Annotated in this window: 19 protein-coding genes; 14 read left to right on the top strand and 5 right to left on the bottom strand. The window is 59.1% G+C overall.

Features of this window, described 5'->3' with window-relative positions:
- The first annotated feature begins 206 nt into the window (after positions 1 to 206).
- Positions 207 to 1352 (top strand): 4-phosphoerythronate dehydrogenase PdxB, encoded by a 1146-nt coding sequence (gene pdxB, locus ACW9HW_RS13975; protein ID WP_457400366.1) that lies wholly within the window; start codon positions 207 to 209, stop codon positions 1350 to 1352.
- 168 nt (positions 1353 to 1520) lie between these two features.
- On the opposite strand, the gene ACW9HW_RS13970 is transcribed toward pdxB, so the two are convergent.
- On the bottom strand, positions 1521 to 1697 hold the full coding sequence (locus ACW9HW_RS13970) for a PA1571 family protein (protein ID WP_457400364.1): 177 nt from the start codon (positions 1695 to 1697) through the stop codon (positions 1521 to 1523).
- A 251-nt stretch (positions 1698 to 1948) separates the two neighbouring features.
- Here ACW9HW_RS13970 and ACW9HW_RS13965 point away from each other — a divergent pair, with 251 nt between their 5' ends.
- Together ACW9HW_RS13965 and ACW9HW_RS13960 are read left to right on the top strand one after the other, a co-directional pair.
- Positions 1949 to 3724 (top strand): ABC transporter transmembrane domain-containing protein, encoded by a 1776-nt coding sequence (locus ACW9HW_RS13965; protein WP_457400363.1) that lies wholly within the window; start codon positions 1949 to 1951, stop codon positions 3722 to 3724.
- Positions 3725 to 3792: 68 nt separating this feature from the next.
- Entirely contained in the window at positions 3793 to 4827 is a 1035-nt protein-coding gene (locus tag ACW9HW_RS13960) for a Fic family protein (protein ID WP_457400361.1), read from the top strand.
- Positions 4828 to 4899: 72 nt separating this feature from the next.
- Here ACW9HW_RS13960 and ACW9HW_RS13955 read toward each other — a convergent pair whose 3' ends face one another.
- Entirely contained in the window at positions 4900 to 6828 is a 1929-nt protein-coding gene (locus tag ACW9HW_RS13955; protein WP_457400359.1) for a transglycosylase SLT domain-containing protein, read from the bottom strand.
- A gap of 214 nt (positions 6829 to 7042) precedes the next feature.
- Between ACW9HW_RS13955 and ACW9HW_RS13950 the strand changes: the two genes are divergently transcribed.
- Positions 7043 to 8962, top strand: coding sequence for an ATP-binding cassette domain-containing protein (locus ACW9HW_RS13950; RefSeq protein ID WP_095197010.1), 1920 nt, complete (start codon positions 7043 to 7045; stop codon positions 8960 to 8962).
- Positions 8963 to 9148: 186 nt separating this feature from the next.
- Here ACW9HW_RS13950 and ACW9HW_RS13945 read toward each other — a convergent pair whose 3' ends face one another.
- Positions 9149 to 9589 (bottom strand): universal stress protein, encoded by a 441-nt coding sequence (locus ACW9HW_RS13945; RefSeq protein ID WP_095197009.1) that lies wholly within the window; start codon positions 9587 to 9589, stop codon positions 9149 to 9151.
- 104 nt (positions 9590 to 9693) lie between these two features.
- Here ACW9HW_RS13945 and ACW9HW_RS13940 point away from each other — a divergent pair, with 104 nt between their 5' ends.
- The 7 genes from ACW9HW_RS13940 (at position 9694) to ACW9HW_RS13910 (ending at position 18298) form a co-directional block, all read left to right on the top strand.
- Positions 9694 to 10131: a hypothetical protein gene (locus ACW9HW_RS13940; RefSeq protein ID WP_457400357.1), complete on the top strand. Its 438-nt coding sequence runs from the start codon at positions 9694 to 9696 to the stop codon at positions 10129 to 10131.
- A gap of 536 nt (positions 10132 to 10667) precedes the next feature.
- Complete coding sequence (gene fadB / locus ACW9HW_RS13935; protein ID WP_095197007.1) at positions 10668 to 12815, top strand: fatty acid oxidation complex subunit alpha FadB; 2148 nt, start codon at positions 10668 to 10670, stop codon at positions 12813 to 12815.
- Between the two features lie 29 nt (positions 12816 to 12844).
- Entirely contained in the window at positions 12845 to 14020 is a 1176-nt protein-coding gene (gene fadA / locus ACW9HW_RS13930; protein WP_137807668.1) for an acetyl-CoA C-acyltransferase FadA, read from the top strand.
- 100 nt (positions 14021 to 14120) lie between these two features.
- The gene (locus tag ACW9HW_RS13925) at positions 14121 to 14357 is read left to right on the top strand and encodes a DUF1653 domain-containing protein (protein ID WP_007986363.1); all 237 of its coding nucleotides are present in this window, start codon (positions 14121 to 14123) and stop codon (positions 14355 to 14357) included.
- Positions 14358 to 14471: 114 nt separating this feature from the next.
- A complete protein-coding gene (topA, locus tag ACW9HW_RS13920) occupies positions 14472 to 17099 on the top strand; it encodes a type I DNA topoisomerase (RefSeq protein ID WP_095197005.1) in 2628 nt (875 codons plus the stop codon).
- A gap of 286 nt (positions 17100 to 17385) precedes the next feature.
- The gene (locus ACW9HW_RS13915) at positions 17386 to 17910 is read left to right on the top strand and encodes a DUF6586 family protein (RefSeq protein WP_457400354.1); all 525 of its coding nucleotides are present in this window, start codon (positions 17386 to 17388) and stop codon (positions 17908 to 17910) included.
- A gap of 154 nt (positions 17911 to 18064) precedes the next feature.
- Complete coding sequence (locus ACW9HW_RS13910) at positions 18065 to 18298, top strand: hypothetical protein (protein ID WP_095197020.1); 234 nt, start codon at positions 18065 to 18067, stop codon at positions 18296 to 18298.
- A gap of 94 nt (positions 18299 to 18392) precedes the next feature.
- On the opposite strand, the gene sulA is transcribed toward ACW9HW_RS13910, so the two are convergent.
- Positions 18393 to 18869, bottom strand: a complete 477-nt coding sequence (gene sulA, locus ACW9HW_RS13905) for an SOS-induced cell division inhibitor SulA (RefSeq protein WP_457400352.1) — start codon at positions 18867 to 18869, stop codon at positions 18393 to 18395.
- A gap of 10 nt (positions 18870 to 18879) precedes the next feature.
- Positions 18880 to 19488: a transcriptional repressor LexA gene (lexA, locus tag ACW9HW_RS13900; protein ID WP_047531364.1), complete on the bottom strand. Its 609-nt coding sequence runs from the start codon at positions 19486 to 19488 to the stop codon at positions 18880 to 18882.
- A gap of 229 nt (positions 19489 to 19717) precedes the next feature.
- Here lexA and ACW9HW_RS13895 point away from each other — a divergent pair, with 229 nt between their 5' ends.
- The 3 genes from ACW9HW_RS13895 to ACW9HW_RS13885 all read left to right on the top strand — a co-directional run bounded on the left by ACW9HW_RS13895 (position 19718) and on the right by ACW9HW_RS13885 (position 22344).
- Entirely contained in the window at positions 19718 to 20425 is a 708-nt protein-coding gene (locus ACW9HW_RS13895) for a TetR/AcrR family transcriptional regulator (protein ID WP_095197002.1), read from the top strand.
- Positions 20426 to 20583: 158 nt separating this feature from the next.
- Positions 20584 to 21594 (top strand): beta-N-acetylhexosaminidase, encoded by a 1011-nt coding sequence (nagZ, locus tag ACW9HW_RS13890; RefSeq protein WP_457400348.1) that lies wholly within the window; start codon positions 20584 to 20586, stop codon positions 21592 to 21594.
- Between the two features lie 12 nt (positions 21595 to 21606).
- Entirely contained in the window at positions 21607 to 22344 is a 738-nt protein-coding gene (locus tag ACW9HW_RS13885) for an S-methyl-5'-thioinosine phosphorylase (RefSeq protein WP_095197000.1), read from the top strand.
- The last annotated feature ends 68 nt before the right edge of the window (positions 22345 to 22412 follow it).

Raw genomic sequence — 22412 nt, 5'->3', positions numbered from 1 at the left:
GTCGCTCCGTCCCGTTCGGCTGCGTAGCAGTCGTAAAGTCAGCGCATGCGGAGTAGCTGACGTTACCTGCTTCGCGAATCGGGGCTGTTTCGCAGCCCAGCGGGAGCAAGCTCCCTCGCCACAGTAACGGTGTCGCCCTAACAATGCCTGCTGGCTCATTACGGCTATCTGCGCCTACACTGCCAACCCCGCCAAAGGAGCCTGTCATGCTGATTGTTGCCGACGAAAATATCCCCCTGCTCGATGCCTTCTTCGAAGGTTTCGGCGAGATCCGCCGGGTGCCGGGACGTTCCATCGACCGAGCTACCGTCGAGCAGGCCGATGTGTTGCTGGTGCGTTCGGTGACCAACGTCAACCGCGCGTTGCTTGAAGGCAGCAAGGTGCGTTTTGTCGGTACCTGCACCATCGGCACCGATCACCTGGACCTGGATTACTTTCAGCAGGCCGGTATCACCTGGTCCAGCGCGCCGGGCTGCAATGCCCGGGGCGTGGTCGACTATGTGCTCGGCAGTCTGCTGACCCTGGCCGAAATCGAAGGCGTCGACCTGACCGCGCGTACCTACGGTGTGGTCGGTGCCGGCGAGGTCGGTGGGCGACTGGTCAAGGTCCTGCAGGGCCTGGGTTGGAAGGTATTGGTCTGCGACCCGCCACGGCACGCTTTCGAGGGTGGAGATTACGTCAGCCTGGAAGAGATCATCGAGCAGTGCGACGTGATCAGCCTGCACACGCCGTTGAACAAGCGTGGCAATCAGCCGACCTGGCATCTGTTTGATGAAAAACGTCTCAAGCAACTCAAGACCGGCACCTGGCTGATCAACGCCAGTCGTGGTCCGGTGGTCAATAACGCCGCCCTGCGCGATGTGTTACTGGAGCGCGAAGATCTGCAAGCGGTGCTGGACGTCTGGGAAGGTGAGCCGGAAGTCGATGTGGCGCTGGCCGAACTCTGCGTGCTGGCGACGCCGCACATTGCCGGGTACAGCCTGGATGGCAAGCAGCGCGGCACGGCGCAGATCTATCAGGCCTACTGCGATTTTGCCGGGCAACCAGCCCGGGTCAGCTTGAGCGATCTATTGCCGGCCCCCTGGTTGTCGCAGGTGACGTTGAACGCTGAAAGCGATCCGGCCTGGGCGCTGGCAATGTTGTGCCGTGGTGTGTACGACCCGCGCCGTGACGATGCGGACTTCCGTCGCAGTCTAGTCGGCAGCGTGAGTGAACAGCGGGCGGCGTTCGATAGGCTGCGCAAGAACTATCCGTCGCGGCGCGAGATTGATGGGTTGCAGGTGCGGATCGACGGGGATGCGCCGCAATTGCACAAGATTGTGGCGGCGTTGGGGGCAACGGCTGTCCAGTAACCGAGTTGGTCCCTTCGCGAGCAGGCTCGCTCCCACAGTGGGTCTGTGGCGCTGACTGATCTTCTGTGGGAGCGAGCCTGCTCGCGAATGGCCGCCCCACAAATCTTCCAGCAAACACCCATAAAAAACCCGGCCAACCAGGGCCGGGTCAAGAAGACGGTGGCTATATCACTTTTGTTCGGCAGGCTTGACCAATCGTTTTTCCAGGTCGCTGCAGGCTTTCTGGATCATCTCTTCAGTGATCGGTACTTCGCGGCCCTTCTCATCCACAATCGAGCAACCCAGAGACTCATCTCGTTTCGGGCGGATCACTGGAACGGTGACATCGCTGCTGTTTAAGGACATGGCCTGTCTCCTCATCAGGTTGTGTGCTTACTGTAAAACCGCCAGGTGACCGGGCCGTGACAACTCCCTGCGATCGTTTCATGGCGGCAACACCAGTCCACCAGAAATACCGCGTCCTTGCCACCCGGACTTTAGACCAATAGCGTCTAGGCCCTCGTGTTTACGGTCATAATTAACCTGACTCATTGTGATTTACCAAGTTCCACTCCATTGAGCGGTGTAGGGTAAACCTGTCAATTGCTCCCATCTGGATGATGCCAATGCTCTCTGTTCGACACCGCCGTGCGATTCGCCTCGCCAGCCGTTTCATCGCGCCGTATCGTTGGCACGCTTTCGGTGCCTTGCTCGCGCTGGTCGTCACGGCGGGCATTACCCTGTCCATGGGGCAGGGCATTCGTTTGCTGGTGGATCAGGGCTTCATGACCCAATCGCCGCACCTGCTCAACCAGTCCATCGGCTTGTTCATGCTGTTGGTGATCGGTCTGGCGGTTGGCACTTTTTCGCGTTTTTACCTGGTGTCGTGGATCGGCGAGCGCTGCGTCGCCGACATCCGTCGCCAGGTGTTCAATCATCTGATTTATCTGCATCCGGGTTTCTACGAGAACAACCGCAGCTCCGAAATCCAGTCACGACTGACCGCCGACACCACGTTGCTGCAATCGGTGATCGGCTCTTCATTGTCGATGTTCTTGCGCAATCTGCTGATGGTGATCGGCGGGATCGTCCTGCTGTTTATCACCAACCCCAAACTCACCAGTATTGTGGTGGTCGCCTTGCCGCTGGTGATCGCGCCGATCCTGATCTTCGGCCGCCGGGTGCGTAACCTGTCGCGCCTGAGCCAGGATCGGATCGCCGACATCGGCAGTTATGTGTCCGAAACCCTTGGGCAGATCAAGACCGTGCAGGCCTACAACCATCAGAGCCAGGACGAGCGGCGTTTTGCCGTGACCGTGGAGCAGGCGTTCGATACCGCGCGCAAGCGTATTTTTCAGCGGGCCTGGCTGATTACCCTGGTGATCGTACTGGTGTTGGGCGCGGTGGGCGTCATGCTCTGGGTTGGCGGCATGGATGTGATTGCCGGGCGGATCTCCGCAGGTGAACTGGCGGCGTTTGTCTTCTATAGCCTGATTGTGGGGAGTGCGTTCGGCACCTTGAGCGAAGTGATTGGCGAGTTGCAGCGCGCGGCCGGCGCGGCGGAACGGATCGCCGAATTGCTGCGCTCGGAAAACATAATCCTGCCACCGGTCACCGATCGGGTGACCTTGCCCACGCGGGTGAAGGGCGATCTGCTGCTGCAGGACGTGCGTTTTTCTTACCCGTCACGTCCCGAAAGCTACGCGGTCGATGGCTTGAATCTGACAGTCAGGGCCGGCGAAACCCTGGCCTTGGTCGGGCCATCCGGTGCCGGCAAGTCGACGGTGTATGACTTGTTGCTGCGTTTTTATGACCCGGCTGAAGGGCGCATTTTGCTGGATGGTGTACCACTGACCCGCCTTGATCCATTGGACTTGCGTCGCTGTTTCGCCCTGGTTTCGCAAACCCCGGCGCTGTTTTTCGGTAGCATTGAAGACAACATCCGCTACGGCAATCCGACGGCGACCTTGGCGCAGGTTCAGGAAGCGGCAAAAATCGCCTACGCCCATGACTTCATCGAAGCCATGCCCAACGGTTACCAAACGCACTTGGGTGACGGTGGCCTGGGTTTGTCCGGTGGCCAGCGCCAACGCCTGGCCATCGCCCGGGCGCTGCTGGTTGATGCCCCCATCCTGCTGCTCGACGAAGCCACCAGCGCCCTCGATGCCCAGAGCGAACACCTGATCCAGCAGGCCCTGCCAAGTTTGATGAAAAACCGCACCACCCTGGTCATCGCCCATCGCCTGGCGACGGTCAAAAACGCCGACCGCATTGCGGTAATGGATCAAGGCAAGCTGGTGGCGGTGGGTACACATCAGGAGTTGATTGCCGGTAATGCGTTGTATGCGCGGTTGGCGGCGTTGCAGTTCAGTGATGGGCATGAGGCGGCGTGAAAGATGGCTGCTGTATGCAGCCACGATCGGGCATTATGTCGACCCGAGTTGCAAGCCTGGATGAGGATATGAGTCGCTATCAACCGCCGTTGACCCTGACCACGAAAATACTGGCGTTGATTGCCGAGATCAGCGAACAGATTGGTCAGCTTTCGGCTGGGGAAGACAGTCGGCAGACACCGCAATTGCGACGTGGCAATCGTATTCGTACGATCCAGGCTTCGCTCGCTATTGAAAACAATACCCTGACTGTAGAGCAGGTCACTGCTGTTCTTGCGGGAAAAAAGGTGCTGGGGTTGCCTCGTGAGATCCAGGAGGTACGAAATGCCTTTGCGGCCTATGACGCCATGCCGCAGTGGCGGCCGAACAGTCGAGCTGACCTGCTGCAGGCTCATAGGCTGCTGATGCACGGTTTGATTGATGACTTCGGGCAGTATCGTCAATCCGGCGTTGGTATCTACCGCGGTGAGCAACTGGTCCATATGGCGCCTCCCCCGAGTCGCGTTGGGCATCTGATGGATGATTTGTTGGCGTGGGTTGGCACTTCTGATTGGCACCCGCTGATTATCAGTTGTGTCTTCCATTACGAGTTCGAATTCATCCATCCCTTTGCCGACGGCAATGGACGTATGGGGCGGCTCTGGCAGACATTGATCCTGAGTCAATGGCGAGCAGTGTTGGCTTTTATTCCTGTCGAGGCAGTTGTTCGAGATCAGCAGGATGCGTATTACGCAGTATTGTCGGCGTCAGATCAGTTAGCTGAATCGACACCTTTTGTTGAGTTCATGCTTAAAGCGTTGAATCAGGCGCTGTCGGAAGCGATCGGTGGCAAATCAATGACCGACCAAGTAACCGATCAAGTAACCGAACAAGTAACGAAGCTGCTTTTGGTGTTTGGTGGCGGCAGCCCTCTCAAGGTCAGCGAGTTGATGGCTGAGGTCGGGCTGGCACACAAGGCGACGTTCCGGGCTAACTACCTCAAGCCGGCACTGGCGGCAGGTTTGATTGAGATGACTGATCCAGGGGCGCCCAACAGTCCTACGCAAAAATATCGCCTGACAGCCCATGGCTATCAAGTCGCTGCAGGGTTGAAGTCTCTGTAGACGTTTTGGGTACTCATGAAAATGCCCGCATCACACGATGCGGGCATTTTTAGTTAGCGCCTCATAACTGGATCACTGATCGTCAAAATACCGCTCATGCCAATCCACCAGCGGTTGTGGTGAGTTGAGTTTCTGGCCGTAGATCACCGAGTACGACAGTACGTTCTGCACGTACTGGCGGGTTTCGTCGAACGGGATGCTTTCCACCCACACGTCGAAACTCAAATGATCCGCGCCGCGCAGCCACTGGCGCACGCGACCGGGACCGGCATTGTAGGCGGCAGAGGCGAGGACACGGTTGCCGTTGAACTGGCTGTGGACCTGGCTCAGGTAGGCGGCACCGAGCTGGATGTTCTTGTCCGGTTCGAACAATTGCTGCGGCGACGCATAAGGAATGCTGAATTTGCGTGAGGTTTCCTTGGCAGTCGCAGGCATCAGTTGCATCAGGCCACTGGCGCCGACGCTGGAACGGGCGTCGTCCATGAAGGCACTTTCCTGACGGGTAATGGCGAACACCCAGCTCGAATGCAGGCCGCGATTTTTGGCTTCGCGCACCAGGGTATTGCGGTGAGCCATCGGGAAACGGATATCCAGATCGTCCCAGTACTGTGCCTGGCTGATGGTACGGATCGCCGGGAAATACCATTTCAGGTCATAGGCCAGTTTTGCCTGGGCGACCATCTCGTCGCGGCTGAAGTGCCGGCTGACGTGGTACCACTCGCGGCGACCGTCGACGATCTGCCCGCGTGCATGAAACTCCAGGGCGCGGCGTATGCCAGGGGTGTTGCGCACCTTGTTGATGGTCGCCTGGCTCAGCACCAGTGGTTTGTTGATCAGTGAATAGGGCGATTGCGAACGGTCGGCGGCGAGGAAGCCATAGAAGTCGCGCTCACGGGCAAGGTTCTTGTAGAGGGTTTGCGCTTCCGGATTCTGCGGCTGCGCCAGTTCCAGGCTGCGGGCCTGCCAGTAGCGCCAGCGGTTGGTAGTGGCGAGATCCTGGGGCAGGCGGCGGGTCAGCTGATAGGCATCGTCCCAGCGGGCCAGGCGCAGGAGCAGGCGCAGGCGCCATTCGGACACGGTGTTGTCGCGCAGTTCCGGGTCGTACTTGGTCATCACGTCCAGCGCGCGGCTGTCGAAACGGCGGGCGAGGGTCAAGCCGATTTCCCGGGCGATCGCCACTTTTTCGTCGCGGGAAAAGTGCATGCTGCTGGCATAACCGTCGAGCAGCGCCATGGCCCTGTCCGGGTCCTGACGGGCCAGACGGCGCAGGCCAAGGCTGACCACATCCGACATCGGCTCGTCCGCCGGGGTAAAGCGCGAAGGGTTGTTGAGCAGTTCGGGTTTTTGCGCCACGTCGATCAACAGGCGACCACGGGGGGCGAGGGTGGTCAGGCCGTTGACCAGGCTGTTGGCCAGCGGGTAGTTGCGCGCCTGGGCGGCGAGTTTGGCGCGCTCCCAGCGTTTCTGCTCGGTCAATTGGCCTTCGGCGGCCCACATGCCGAACAAGGCGTCGCAGGCCTCGGGCTGGGATTTACCGGTCAGCCAGAGCTTGTTGGCGTTGGCGTAGCCTTCGGACTTGAGGTTGTGACTGATCTGGTACTGCGCGTTCAGGCAGTCCAGTTCAGTGAAATTCATTTTGGGGTCGTAATACCTGACGAAGGTCGCCCAGTCGCCGCGATCGGCCAGCCAGCGCAACCAGCGCAGCTTCATCCAGTTGGCCTGGGGCAGGTCGCCGTGTTCGGCGAGGAATTTTTCGATTTCGGCATTGCTCGCGGTTTTCAGTCGCGCGGTCAGCTCGTCATACGCCAGGTACGGCTCCAGCGGATAATCGGCCAGGGCCTGGCTGTAACGGAAATACGGGCCGGTATCGCCCTTGGCCAGGGCGCGCTTGGCTTCATCGTAATATTGGCGTTGGGTGGACAGGTCCACCGCCTGGGCGGAATGAACGGCAGCGGCAGATAGTAAAAAACAGGACAAAAGATTAAGAAGGCGACTGCGCATGAGACGTCCGGACAGAAAAACCATGACAAGTGCTGGCGATGCCCAACACTGAATTATCCGTAGCTTAGCCTTTTGCCAGCAGCGGGCGAAAGCTTTGCGGACCTGTCTGCATCAGTTCGCAACATTTGTAGTGCAGAGTGCTCCGACAGTGAAATTGCCGGCCTTCTGAAGCCTCGATTCAGGTAGAATGCGCGCCCGGTTTTTGGAGAAGCTCATGACCCTGCTCAAATTCAGCGATGTGTCCCTTGCTTTCGGCGCTATGCCGTTGTTGGACAAGGTGTCCTGGCAGATCGCCCGTGGAGAGCGGGTGTGCATCATCGGCCGCAACGGCACTGGCAAGTCCAGCATGATGAAGCTCGTCAAGGGCGACCAGAAGCCCGATGACGGCTCCGTTTGGCGCGCACCCGGGCTCAAGATCGGCGAATTGCCGCAAGAATTGCCGGTAGCCGACGAGCGGACAGTGTTCGACGTCGTGGCCGAAGGCCTGGACGGTGTCGGAGCGCTGCTCGCCGAGTACCACCATCTGAGCCAGAACATCGTCACCGACGCCGACCTGGACAAGCTGATGCACGTCCAGCACGACCTCGAAGCCCGCGATGGCTGGCGTTTGCAAACCCTGGTCGACAGCACCCTCAGCCGCCTGCAACTGCCGGCCGACAAGACCCTCGCCGAGTTGTCCGGTGGCTGGCGTCGTCGCGTCCTGCTGGCCCAGGCCCTGGTGTCCGAGCCGGATCTGCTGTTGCTCGACGAACCGACCAACCACCTGGACATCGGTGCGATCGCCTGGCTCGAAGAAGCGCTGAAGGATTTCCAGGGCGCCGTGCTGTTCATCACGCACGACCGTTCCTTCCTGCAAAACCTCGCGACCCGCATTCTCGAGCTGGATCGCGGCGGGCTGATCGACTGGAACGGCGACTACGCCAGTTTCCTCGTGCATAAAGAAGCCGAGCTGGCCGCTGAAGCCACCGCCAACGCGCTGTTCGACAAGCGTCTGGCTCAGGAAGAAGTGTGGATTCGCCAGGGCATCAAGGCCCGTCGTACCCGTAACGAAGGCCGTGTGCGTGCACTGAAAGCCTTGCGCGTGGAGCGTAGCGAGCGTCGTGAACGTACCGGCAAGGCCAACATTCAGCTGGAAACCGCCGACAAGTCCGGCAAGCAGGTGATGGTGCTCGAGAATGTGAGCTTCGCTCACCCGGGCGGACCGTTCCTGATCAAGGATTTCTCCATGGTCTTGCAGCGCGGTGACCGTATCGGTCTGCTCGGCGCCAACGGCACCGGCAAGACCACGCTGTTGAAGCTGATGCTCAGCGGCTTGCAGCCAACCAGCGGCAAAGTGGAAGAGGGGACAAAGATCGACGTCGCCTATTTCGACCAGTTGCGCCATCAGCTGGATCTGGAAAAAACCGTGATCGACAACGTCGCCGAAGGCCGCGACTTCATCGATATCGACGGCCAGAGCCGCCATGTGCTGAGCTACCTCGGCGACTTCCTGTTCAGCCCGCAGCGTGCCCGCACGCCGGTCAAGGCGCTATCTGGTGGTGAGCGTGCCCGTCTGTTGCTGGCCAAGCTGTTCAGCAAGCCGGCGAACCTGCTGGTACTCGACGAACCGACCAACGACCTCGACGTCGAAACCCTCGAACTGCTGGAAGAGGTCTTGCTGACCTTCAATGGCACTGTGCTGATGGTCAGCCACGACCGGGCATTCCTCGACAACGTGGTCACCAGCACCCTCGTCTTCGAAGGCGAAGGCCAGGTTCGCGAATATGTCGGCGGTTATCAGGACTGGCTGCGTCAGGGCGGTTCGCCGCGCCTGCTGGGCGTGACCGAAAGCAAATCCGGCAAGGCTGACCTGAACTCTGCTGTGGTCAAGGCCGAGCCTGCGCCGGTCGCGGCAGCTGTCGAAGCGCCGGTGGCGAAGAAGAAGCTCAGCTACAAGTTGCAACGCGAGTTGGAAGCGTTGCCAGGGCAGATCGAAGTCATGGAGCAGCAGATCGCTGCCGTGGAAGCGCAGATGGCGGATGCTGGTTTCTACCTGCGTCCGGCTACGGAAACCGCTGCGGTGATCGCTCAGCTGTCGCAGTTGCAGGCTGAACTGGATGTAATGGTCGAGCGCTGGGCCGAGCTGGATGCCTGATTGATCCGGTCATGAAAAAGCCCGGCGTTCAGTGATGGGCGCCGGGCTTTTCATATGCAATCTTCAGGCTGCTGTAGAGCCTGTGTGGGAGCGAGCCTGCTCGCGAATGCGGAGTGACAGTCAACATACTCGTTGAATGTTGCACCGCTTTCGCGAGCAGGCTCGCTCCCACAATGGGCAGGGTTGTCAGCTTTTGTTTTGCAGGCGCACCGCCAGCACATCGCAAGGCGCGCCGTGCAGTACGTCATTGGCGGTGGAGCCAAGCAACAGTGCCAGGCCATGCCGGCCGTGACTGCCGACCACTATCATGTCGCAACCTTGCTCCTTGGCCAGGTGGTGAATTTCCTGGCGTGGCTGGCCGTAGGTCAGGTGGCTGTATTCCTTGGAGAGCTCCGGGTATTTCATGATCAACCGGTCGAGGCGCTCCCTGGCCTGATCGAACTGCTGTTGTTGCAGTTGTGACAGGTCCATCGGCACGTCACCGCCAAAGGCCATGGCCATCGGCTCGACAATGTGCACCAGGGATAATTTCGCGCCATTACTCACCGACAGTTCGCGAGCTCGGTGGATTACAGGGTCGCACTCTTCGGTTAGATCTACAGCGACCAGAATATGGTTGTAGGGCATGAGGTGCTCCTCCTGAGGATTGCAATATTGGTAAGTATGGCTGGTTTCAAGCGTATTGGTTTCAAAGTGACTGAATACGCCCATCAAGAATCGGGAGTACAGATATGACGGTCTGGATAGTGGTGTCAATCCTGCTGGTGGTGCTCAGCCCCCTGGCATGGTTGCGGCCGTCCCGCCACCAGAGTGGTCGGATGGCGCTGCGAATGGAGGCGCGGCGCATCGGTCTGGCCATGCAACTGGCGCCTCAGGAATGGCCGCACTGGCTCGGCCAGGAGCCGCCAAACCCGTGTGCGCAGTACCACCGGCCACGACGCGGCACCCAGCCTGCCTGCTGGAGTTACTGGCAAAAATCACCGGGTCTGTGGGTGAACCAGTGGCAGGAGCTTTGTGATGATCAAGTGCTGCTGAATCATTTCGAAAAATTGCCAGGTAATGTCTACAAGGTCGAAGCCGACAAACAAATGATCGCTTTGTATTGGGGCGAGAAGGGCGCAACCGAGGTGCTGCAGCACATCGACGCCACCCTCAAAGCCCTCGCCTGAAACCGATTCCGACCCTCCCACGGAGTCGCGCAATCGCTGTTTTCGCAGGCAATAAAAAGCCCGACAACATCATCGGGCGGGGGGTGGCCAGGCAGGCCGGTAATTCGGTTTGGGCTGATCTTACGCTTGGCGTTCGCCAAAAGCGTTCAAAATTTCCCTGAAGTTCCGCCAGCGTAGCCTGTTAAACGCAGGCTGCAGCTAATTAGGGCGACTTTTCTAAAGATTGATCCTATGAATGTGTCCACATGCAGCCGTGTGTTGCAGGCCTTCGTCTTACAGAAATGACCGCAAAGTCGCCTTTCAACCCGCATTTTGGGCGATTGACAATTGTCGGAAATTCCGTGAAGGTGGCGTACCCAAATCAAACGGGCGTATGAATTGAGCGTTTGTTTTCAGAGCGCTCCTACAGAATCCCGACTATCGCGTTGGCGGGTGTGCCGGGTGGATAGGCGTAGCATTGACGATTGACGTCCCTGCCAGCCATCCGCCTGCGTCCGACGTGTACTGTTCAGCTTCCATATCGTGGAGATCAGTTGATGATTTACGAAGGTAAAGCCATCACGGTTAAGGCTCTTGAAAGTGGCATCGTCGAACTGAAGTTCGACCTCAAGGGTGAGTCCGTCAACAAGTTCAACCGTCTAACCCTGAACGAACTGCGTCAGGCCGTAGACACCATCAAGGCAGATGCTTCGATCAAGGGTGTGATCGTCAGCAGTGGCAAGGACGTCTTCATCGTCGGCGCCGACATCACCGAATTTGTCGACAACTTCAAGCTGCCGGATGCAGAGCTTGTTGCTGGCAACCTCGAAGCCAACAAGATTTTCAGCGATTTCGAAGACCTCAACGTCCCGACTGTCGCCGCGATCAATGGCATCGCGTTGGGTGGCGGTCTGGAAATGTGCCTGGCGGCGGATTACCGCGTCATGTCCACCAAGGCCAAGATCGGTCTGCCGGAAGTCAAGCTGGGCATCTACCCGGGCTTCGGCGGTACTGTGCGTCTGCCGCGCCTGATCGGTGCCGATAACGCCATCGAGTGGATTGCCGCCGGCAAGGAAAACCGTCCTGAAGACGCGCTGAAAGTCGGCGCCGTCGATGCCGTGGTTGCGCCTGAGAAGCTGCAGGACGCCGCGCTGGAACTGATCAAGCGCGCCATTTCCGGTGAGTTCGATTACAAGGCCAAGCGCCAGCCGAAGCTGGAAAAGCTGAAGCTGAACGCCATCGAACAAATGATGGCTTTCGAAACCGCCAAAGGTTTCGTCGCAGGTCAAGCCGGCCCGAACTACCCGGCGCCGGTCGAGGCGATCAAGACCATCCAGAAAGCCGCGAACTTCGGTCGTGACAAGGCGCTGGAAGTTGAGGCCGCAGGTTTCGTCAAACTGGCCAAGACCTCTGCCGCGCAGAGCCTGATCGGCCTGTTCCTGAACGATCAGGAGCTGAAGAAAAAGGCCAAGGCCTACGACGAAATCGCCAAGGACGTGAAGCAGGCCGCCGTACTGGGCGCCGGCATCATGGGCGGCGGTATCGCTTATCAGTCGGCTTCCAAAGGTACGCCGATCCTGATGAAGGACATCAACGAACACGGTATCGAGCAGGGTCTGGCCGAAGCCGCCAAGCTGCTGGTTGGCCGCGTTGATAAAGGCCGCATGACCGCCGCGAAAATGGCTGAAGTGCTCAACGGCATTCGTCCGACCCTGTCCTACGGTGATTTCGGTCACGTAGACCTGGTGGTTGAAGCGGTCGTCGAGAACCCGAAGGTCAAGCAAGCCGTTCTGGCCGAAGTCGAAGACCAAGTCAAAGAGGACACCATCCTCGCCTCGAACACCTCGACCATTTCCATCAGCCTGCTGGCCAAGGCCCTCAAGCGTCCGGAAAACTTCGTCGGCATGCACTTCTTCAACCCGGTGCACATGATGCCGCTGGTGGAAGTGATCCGTGGCGAGAAGTCCAGCGAGCTGGCGGTTGCCACCACCGTTGCCTACGCCAAGAAAATGGGCAAGAACCCGATCGTGGTCAACGACTGCCCGGGCTTCCTGGTCAACCGCGTGCTGTTCCCTTACTTCGGCGGTTTCGCCAAGCTGGTCAGCGCCGGTGTGGACTTCGTGCGCATCGACAAGGTCATGGAAAAATTCGGCTGGCCGATGGGCCCGGCGTACCTGATGGACGTGGTCGGCATCGACACCGGCCACCACGGTCGTGACGTGATGGCTGAAGGCTTCCCGGACCGCATGAAAGACGACCGCCGTTCGGCCGTGGACGTGCTCTACGAAGCCAAGCGCCTGGGCCAGAAGAACGGCAAGGGCTTCTACGCCTACGAGACCGACAAGAAGGGCAAGCAGAAGAAAGTTGCCGATCCGTCGGTACTGGAAGTGCTCAAGCCGATCGTCTTTGAACAGCGCGAAGTCACTGACGAAGACATCATCAACTGGATGATGATCCCGTTGTGCCTGGAAACCGTGCGTTGCCTGGAAGACGGCATTGTCGAAACCGCTGCCGAAGCCGACATGGGACTGGTCTACGGTATTGGTTTCCCTCCATTCCGTGGTGGCGCGCTGCGCTACATCGATTCGATCGGTGTTGCCGAGTTCGTTGCCCTGGCTGACCAGTACGCTGATTTGGGCGCGCTGTACCACCCGACCGCGAAGCTGCGCGAAATGGCCAAGAACGGCCAGAGCTTCTTCGGTTAAGCGCCCCCAACTAGAGTGAGAGTGAACTTATGAGCTTGAATCCTAGAGACGTCGTGATTGTCGACTTCGGTCGTACTCCGATGGGCCGCTCCAAGGGCGGCATGCACCGCAACACCCGCGCTGAAGACATGTCGGCGCACCTGATCAGCAAACTGCTGGAACGCAACGTCAAGGTCGACCCGAACGAAGTCGAAGACGTGATCTGGGGCTGTGTGAACCAGACCCTGGAGCAGGGGTGGAACATCGCCCGCATGGCATCGCTGATGACCCAGATCCCGCACACTTCGGCCGGCCAGACCGTCAGCCGTCTGTGTGGCTCGTCCATGAGCGCGCTGCACACTGCCGCTCAAGCAATCATGACCGGCAACGGTGACGTATTCGTCGTTGGCGGCGTCGAGCATATGGGTCACGTGAGCATGATGCACGGTGTCGATCCGAACCCGCACATGTCCCTGTACGCGGCGAAAGCCTCGGGCATGATGGGCCTGACCGCTGAAATGCTGGGCAAGATGCACGGCATCACTCGCGAGCAACAGGACGCTTTCGGCGTGCGCTCCCACCAACTCGCCCACAAGGCGACCGTGGAAGGCAAGTTCAAAGACGAAATCATCCCGATGCAGGGCTATGACGAGAACGGTTTCCTGAAACTGTTCGATTACGACGAAACCATTCGTCCGGAAACCACCCTGGAAAGCCTGGCGGCCTTGAAGCCAGCGTTCAATCCGAAAGGCGGTACCGTGACTGCCGGCACTTCGTCGCAGATCACCGATGGTGCTTCATGCATGATTGTGATGTCGGCGCAGCGTGCACAGGACTTGGGCATTGCGCCTCTGGCGGTGATTCGCTCGATGGCAGTGGCAGGTGTGGACCCGGCGATCATGGGCTATGGTCCAGTACCGGCTACACAAAAAGCACTGAAGCGCGCAGGCCTTGGCATCAACGATATCGACTTCTTCGAGCTCAACGAAGCTTTCGCCGCACAGGCCCTGCCGGTGCTGAAAGATCTGAAAGTACTCGACAAGATGAACGAGAAGGTTAACCTGCACGGCGGCGCGATCGCCCTGGGTCACCCGTTCGGTTGCTCCGGTGCGCGTATCTCGGGCACTTTGCTGAACGTGATGAAGCAGAATGGCGGCACCTTCGGGGTAGCCACCATGTGCATTGGTCTCGGCCAAGGCATCTCCACCGTCTTCGAACGCGTCTAAGCGTTTCCGTTGACGGAAGCCGGGGCCAAGTGCCCCGGTTTTTGTTTTTCCGGATTTATTTTTGTTTTTATTTTGAAAAAATTTGAGTGAGGGCCAAAGCATGCCGATACAACCTGGGCTCTACCAACATTACAAAGGTCCGCAGTACCGCGTATTCAGTGTCGCGCGGCATTCGGAAACCGAGGAAGAAGTGGTCTTCTACCAAGCCCTGTATGGCGATTACGGCTTTTGGGTGCGTCCCTTGAGCATGTTCCTGGAGTCCGTCGAAGTTGACGGCGAACAGGTGCCACGCTTTGCTTTGGTGCAAGCCGAAGAGAGCCTTTTTACCAAGCCATAAGCTGAGTGCGCGCAAAACCCTGCGCTTGACCTCACCTTGTAGCCACTATATATAGCGGTGCCGCGTCAGGCGCCAACCGCCTTTCACTTCTAGAATTCAGGAATTTTCTGATCCATGGGCAAATCGCTGGTCATTGTGGAATCCCCGGCTAAGGCCAAGACCATCAACAAGTATTTGGGCAACGAATACGTGGTGAAGTCGAGTATCGGCCATATCCGAGACCTGCCCACCAGCGGTTCGGCTAGCGCCAGCAAAGAGCCAGCCGCCAAGCGCGGCAAGGCTGCTGCGGGTGAAGCGCCGGCCTTGTCGCCAAAAGAAAAGGCGCGCAAGCAGCTGGTTGCTCGCATGGGGGTCGATCCCGATCATGGCTGGAAAGCCAAGTACGAGATCCTTCCGGGCAAGGAAAAGGTCATCGAAGAGCTGCGCCGGCTCGCCAAGGATGCTGACACCATCTATCTCGCAACCGACTTGGATCGCGAGGGGGAAGCCATTGCCTGGCACCTGCGCGAAGCCATCGGTGGTGACGACAGCCGCTATAAGCGCGTGGTGTTCAACGAAATCACCAAGAAGGCGATCCAGGAAGCCTTCTCCCAGCCAGGCGAGCTGGACATCGACCGGGTCAACGCCCAGCAGGCGCGTCGCTTTCTCGATCGCGTGGTGGGTTACATGGTTTCGCCACTGTTGTGGGCCAAGATCGCCCGGGGCCTGTCCGCCGGTCGCGTGCAATCGGTAGCGGTGAAGCTGGTGGTTGAGCGTGAGCGTGAAATTCGCGCGTTCATCCCGGAAGAGTACTGGGAAGTTCATGCCGATCTCGGCACCGCCAAAGGCGCGACCGTGCGTTTCGACGTCGCTCGCGAGAAGGGCGAAGCATTCAAGCCGCTCAACGAAGCCCAGGCCATGGCCGCGCTGGAGAAGCTCAAGGCTTCCAGCTACAGCATCGTCAAGCGTGAAGACAAACCGACCAGCAGCAAGCCATCGGCGCCGTTCATCACGTCCACCCTGCAACAGGCCGCGAGCAACCGCCTGGGCTTCGGTGTGAAAAAGACCATGATGATGGCCCAGCGTTTGTACGAAGCCGGCTACATCACTTATATGCGTACCGACTCCACCAACCTCTCGGCCGATGCCGTGGCGATGGCGCGTACCTATATTGAAGGCGAGTTCGGCAAGAAGTACCTGCCGGAAACCCCGAACGTCTACAGCAGCAAGGAAGGCGCACAAGAGGCTCACGAAGCGATTCGTCCGTCCGACGCCAACACCGAGCCAAGCAAGCTGTCGGGCATGGAGCGTGACGCAGAGCGGCTCTACGAGCTGATCTGGCGCCAGTTCCTCGCTTGCCAGATGCTGCCGGCGCAATACCTGTCGACCACCGTCACCGTCGGTGCCGGCGACTTCGAGTTGCGTGCCAAGGGCCGTATCCTCAAGTTCGACGGTTACACCCGCGTCATGCCGCAAATCGCCAAGCCAGGCGATGACGATGTACTGCCGGACATGGCCCAGGGCGACGCGATGAAGCTGATCAAGCTTGATCCGACCCAGCATTTCACCAAGCCGCCGGCGCGTTACTCGGAAGCCAGCCTGGTCAAAGAAATGGAAAAACGCGGCATCGGTCGTCCTTCGACCTACGCGGCGATCATTTCGACCATCCAGGATCGCGGCTACGTGGCGCTGCACAACCGTCGTTTCTACTCGGAAAAGATGGGCGACATCGTCACCGAACGTCTGGCCGAGAGCTTCTCCAACCTCATGGACTACGGCTTCACCGCCGGCATGGAAGAGCATCTCGATGACGTGGCCCAGGGCGAGCGCGACTGGAAAAACGTACTCGACGAGTTCTACGGTGACTTCAAGAAAAAACTCGAAGTGGCCGAAAGCCCGGACAACGGCATGCGTGCCAATCAGCCGGTAATGACCGACATTCCGTGCACGACCTGCGGCCGTCCGATGCAGATACGTACCGCGTCGACCGGCGTGTTCCTCGGTTGCTCGGGCTACAGCCTGCCGCCGAAAGAGCGCTGCAAGGCTACTGTCAACCTGGTGCCGGGCGATGAAATCGCTGCGGACGACGAAGGTGAATCGGAGTCGCTGGTATTGCGTGGCAAGCACCGCTGCCCGATCTGCAGCACGGCGATGGATGCCTACCTGCTCGACGAGAAGCGCAAGCTGCACATCTGTGGTAACAACCCGGATTGCGACGGCTACGAAATCGAAGAAGGCGTCTACCGCATCAAGGGTTATGAAGGTCCGAGCCTGGAATGCGACAAGTGCGGCAGCGAGATGCAGCTCAAGACGGGGCGTTTCGGCAAGTTCTTCGGTTGCACCAACGCAACCTGCAAGAACACCCGCAAACTGCTGAAAAGTGGTGATGCGGCGCCGCCGAAAATGGATCCGGTGAAGATGCCTGAGCTGAAATGCGAAAAGGTCAACGACACCTACATCCTGCGCGACGGTGCTTCCGGCCTGTTCCTGGCGGCCAGCCAGTTCCCTAAAAACCGCGAGACGCGTGCTCCGCTGGTCATGGAAATCATCCCGCACAAGGATGAGATCGATCCTAAGTACCACTTCCTGTGTGACGCGCCGAAGAAGGATCCGGACGGCCTCCCTGCAGTGATTCGCTACAGCCGCAAGACCAAAGAGCAATACGTGCAGACAGAAGTCGACGGCAAGCCGACGGGCTGGAAGGCGTATTTCGATGGTGGCAAGTGGACCGTTGAAGATAAGCGTCCGGCAGCCAAGGCTTAAAGACCGGCAGACTGAAAAGGCCGCATGACAACCTTCGGGTTGTCATGCGGCCTTTTTGTTTTCGCACGGCCCCCTGTGGGAGCCGGCTTGCCAGCGATGGCGTGCTGAAGATCGCATTCGCTGGCAAGCCAGCTCCCACAGGGGGCGATGTCGTTCACGAAGATCGGCGGCGATTTATTGAGCCGTTGTCCGATTCAGGATCAGACAACGCTTGCGGGAAAAGGAGTTGATCCATGACACTGTCTGACCTGTGTGAAGCAATTATTTCGTTGTGGAGGCTGCCGTCATGGCCCACGAACTTTATACCCGTACCAACCAGAAGATTTATTTCGCCGGCTTGTCGCTGGAAGCGCTCGCCATGGCCGAAGAGGGGCGGGCGATGAATTCCCTGGCGCTGATTCAGGCTGGCCGCGAATCGGCGTTGTTTCACCTGTACGGGGCGCTGCTGGGGCTGTGCCATGAAATTGCCGGTTTCTATCGGTTGCCCCAGGCCAATGCATCCCGGGCCGAAGCGTTGCTGAACCGCGAAGTGCTGCAAAGCATCGCCATTCCGGAAATGGCCGAGATGGTCGAACTGGCCAACAACCCGGAAACCTGGCTGGCCAAGCTGCTGGCGGCCCATGCCGCGCTGTTTCAACCGCCAAGGGCGCCGCACAAACCCAAGGGCGATGTGACGCAGCCTCTGATCCTGGCGGTAAACCTGGATGAAGAAGAGGCGCCTGAAGAATTGAGTCGTGAAGAACTGGAGAGTTGGCGTCAGAACCTCAAAAGCCTGGCGATCCGCTTTCGCGAAGGTTTGAACGAGTGCTGAAGGACTGAATTTTTTGACGGACGACACGGAAGGCGGTCCGTACAGGGAAGAGTGTTGTCGGAAATTTCTCTTCGTGATGGCATCTGGTCAAGATCCCGAGCGAAGCCTTGCTGATGCCTATATAATCGCCGCCTTTCGTGGAGAACAAACCTTTATGCCAACGTCCTTTCTAGAAATTGTCGAGTTACCAGACGGCCGTATCGAGCTGCGCAGGGCTGAGGACGAGGGTTCTCTGGTTACTTTGGATTTCTCCGAGGACGCCAAAGCGTTCCTGCAAGGCCAGCACGTAGAAGTCGCCAAAGCGATGCTGAGCGTCGGCGTTCAGATGGCCGGACGCCTGGTTGAAGGTGAATTCGACAAGGATGAGGGCGCGCGGGTTCTTCATTGATCCCCGTCTGTCGAATTTTTGCGAGTACCGTTTCAGATCGGCTTCTCTATCCTTGGAGAAGCCCTGCGCTGTTCAGCGTGCACGTACTTGCCAGCTAACCCAATCGAATATTCAGGCTTTGCGCGTCCCCGGTCCGGGCAGCGCTGATCAACTGTTGCCGCGAACTTGTGCTCAACGGGTTGAGCCAACTGACGACTGTGTGACTGCGGCCGAGACGAAGGGCTTCGCAGGTGAGTTGCTGGGCGCTCTGGGTGCCGCGCGGTTGCAGCAGCAGGATGCGTTCGCGATTGAGGCCGGCGTCCCGCAACCAGGCCTGGGTCAGGCTGGCGGGTGGGGCGATCAGTGTCAGCCAGCGCGCGTCTTGATCCTGGCTCAATTCCCGCAGGATCGGCGCCAGGAGGTTCAGGCAGTTCCCGGCGGCCCCACGCAGGGACAATTCACTGAAGACTTCGGGTTCGGCGCTCCATGGCGACTCGACCACTTCCTGCAGGATCGGAGCCAACGGCTGCGCCAGGAATGCTTCGAACAGCAGAGGCAGTTGGGCTTGCTGTGATGTGTGTGGGAACTGCATGGAGCCTCCTTTAGCGGCGAATGACGCCGACACTCAAGCCTTCGATCACCAGTTCCTGATCTTTAAGGTTCACTTCGATAGGGGCGAATTCAGGGTTCTCGGCAATCAGCCAAACCTTGCTGCCGTCACGCTTGAAGCGCTTGACGGTCACTTCATCGCCGATACGTGCCACCACGATCTGGCCATTACGGGCCTCGCGGGTGGTATGGACGGCCAGCAAGTCGCCGTCGAAAATACCCACGTCCTTCATGCTCATGCCATGCACGCGTAGCAAATAGTCAGCCCGCGGATGGAAAAACGAAGGATTGATGTTGCAAGACTCTTCGACATGTTGCTGGGCGAGGATCGGTGCACCGGCCGCTACCCGGCCAATGATGGGCAGGCTGGAGTCATCGGCCTTGGCTTCGAAACCGGGTATGCGGATCCCGCGGGACGCACCCGGGGTCATTTCGATCGCGCCCTTGCGGGCCAGCGCCTTGAGGTGTTCTTCAGCGGCGTTGGGCGATTTGAAACCCAGTTCCTGAGCGATTTCCGCGCGGGTCGGCGGGTAGCCGTTATCTTCCAGGCAGCGTTTGATGAAGGCCAGGATCTCGGCTTGGCGTGGCGTCAGCTTTAGCATATTGATCGCTCTGTTTTTTTATACAGTGACTGGGATTATATACAGTGAAGCGATCTTGGCAATGCCCGTTTTTTCAGTCGCCGCCGGACGGTCGAACAGCCTGTTGATTGAAGCTTTGCGTATGTATGGTTAAATGTCTGACCGACCATTCCCAAAACGAACTGCCAGACTTGACAAGGCACAGGTTGAAACGTATGTTTCAAACAAGTGTTTGTCAGGCGGAGTAGCCATGGCCCAGTCGGAAACCGTTGAACGCATTCTTGATGCTGCCGAGCAGTTGTTCGCGGAAAAAGGTTTCGCTGAAACCTCATTGCGTCTGATCACCAGCAAGGCCGGTGTCAATCTGGCAGCGGTGAACTATCACTTCGGTTCGAAAAAGGCGCTGATACAAGCGGTCTTTTCGCGTTTTCTCGGACCGTTCTGCATCAGCCTCGATAAAGAGCTGGAGCGACGCCAGGCCAAGCCTGAAATCAAACCCACGCTCGAAGAGCTGCTGGAAATCCTCGTCGAGCAGGCCCTTGTGGTCCAACCGCGCAGCGGCAACGACCTGTCTATCTTCATGCGCTTGCTGGGCCTGGCCTTCAGTCAGAGCCAGGGGCATTTGCGTCGTTATCTGGAAGACATGTACGGCAAGGTGTTCCGTCGCTACATGATGCTGGTTAACGAAGCTGCGCCGCGCATTCCACCGATCGAACTGTTCTGGCGCGTGCACTTCATGCTCGGCGCGGCGGCTTTCAGCATGTCCGGCATCAAGGCCCTGCGTGCAATTGCCGAGACCGACTTCGGGGTAAACACTTCCATCGAGCAGGTCATGCGGCTGATGGTGCCATTCCTCGCGGCCGGCATGCGTGCCGAATCCGGTGTCACCGATACGGCCATGGCCAGCGCGCAACTGCGTCCGCGCAGCAAATCGACACCGGTTGCCGCCAAGGTTTGACCGCACACGGGTGGGCGCGGCAGCTGACATCCGTTAAGCTAGCCGCCCATGCCGACTCTCGTTCTGAATCCGTTTCCCATTGATATCGCCGATCTGCCGGGCACTGTCCGCGGCGGCGAATTCGTGTGGGCGGGATTCATCGTTATCAAGGAATCTCTATGACTGCTGGCCTGCAAGGCTCGTTGATGGTGGACGTCGCCGGTACCTGGCTGACGGCTGAAGATCGCCAATTGTTGCGCCAACCCGAAGTGGGCGGTCTGATCATTTTTGCCCGCAACATTGAACACCCTCGCCAGGTTCGCGAATTGAGCGCTGCGATTCGCGGTATTCGCCCCGACCTGCTGTTGGCGGTGGATCAGGAGGGCGGGCGGGTGCAGCGCCTGCGTCAGGGCTTTATACGGCTGCCCGCCATGCGTGCGATTGCGGACAACCCGAATGCCGAGTACCTGGCCGAGCAATGCGGCTGGATCATGGCCACCGAAGTGTTGGCCGTTGGCCTGGATCTGAGTTTCGCCCCGGTGCTGGACCTCGATTACCAGCGCAGTGCCGTGGTCGGCACTCGCTCGTTCGAGGGCGATCCGGAGCGTGCGGCGCTGCTGGCCGGTGCATTCATTCGTGGCATGAACAGCGCCGGCATGGCCACCACCGGCAAGCATTTCCCCGGGCACGGCTGGGCCGAGGCGGATTCCCACGTCGCGATCCCGAACGACGAGCGCAGCCTCGACGAAATCCGCGCCAACGACCTCGTGCCGTTCGCCAAATTGAGCAAACAGCTGGCTGCGGTCATGCCGGCCCACGTGATTTACCCGCAAGTCGATGCCCAGCCTGCCGGCTTCTCCCGTCGCTGGTTGCAGGACATCCTGCGCGGCGAGCTGCAATTCGACGGTGTCATCTTCAGTGATGATCTGTCCATGGCCGGCGCTCATGTAGTCGGTGATGCTGCCAGCCGCATCGAAGCGGCACTGACCGCCGGTTGCGACATGGGCCTGGTGTGTAACGATCGTGCGGCCGCCGAACTGGCCCTGAGTGCCGCGCAACGCATGAAGGTCAAGCCGTCTGCACGGATTGCGAAGATGCGCGGTCAGTCGTATGCGCGCACCGATTACCGTCAGGATCCGCGCTGGCTGGCAGCCGTCGGCGCGCTCAAAGAAGCTCAATTGATTGATTAAGGACTGTTCGTTATGACGGTTTACGCGATTATCGGTGGTACCGGCCTGACTCAGCTCGAAGGCCTGAGCATCCGTCAGTCATTGGCGGTCGATACCCCTTACGGCGCGCCTTCGGCCGACGTGCAGATCGGCGAATATGCCGGCAAGGAAGTGTTGTTCCTTGCCCGTCACGGCCATCCGCACCGGTTCCCGCCGCATCAGGTGAACTATCGCGCTAACCTCTGGGCGCTGAAGCAGGCCGGGGCCGAGGCGATTATCGCGGTCAACGCCGTGGGTGGGATACATGCGGCGATGGGTACCGGACATTTCTGCGTGCCGCATCAGTTGATCGACTATACCAGCGGTCGCCAGCACACCTATTTCGCCGATGACCTGGAACAGGTCACGCACATCGATTTCAGCTATCCGTACAGCGAGCCGCTGCGTCAGCAATTGATCGCGGCACTGGCGGTTGAAGGCGTTGGATACAGCAGTCATGGCGTGTATGCCTGCACCCAGGGTCCACGGCTGGAAACCGTCGCTGAAATCGCACGCCTGGAGCGTGATGGCTGCGACATCGTCGGCATGACAGGAATGCCGGAAGCGGCATTGGCCCGTGAGTTGGAGCTGGACTACGCCTGTCTGGCACTGGTGGTGAACCCGGCGGCGGGCAAGTCGACAGCGGTGATCACCATGGCCGAAATCGAGCAAGCTCTGCATGACGGGATGGGCAAGGTGAAATCGACGTTGGCGCGGGTGCTCAGGGGCTGAGTTGGCATCAGACCGAGTTGCTCCCTTCGCGAGCAGGCTCGCTCCCACAGGAACGCTGATCAGCCTGT

Source organism: Pseudomonas sp. SDO5532_S415 (genome assembly GCF_054071155.1).
The sequence above is the reverse complement of the archived record's forward strand: the minus strand, read 5'-3'. Positions and strand labels throughout refer to the sequence as shown.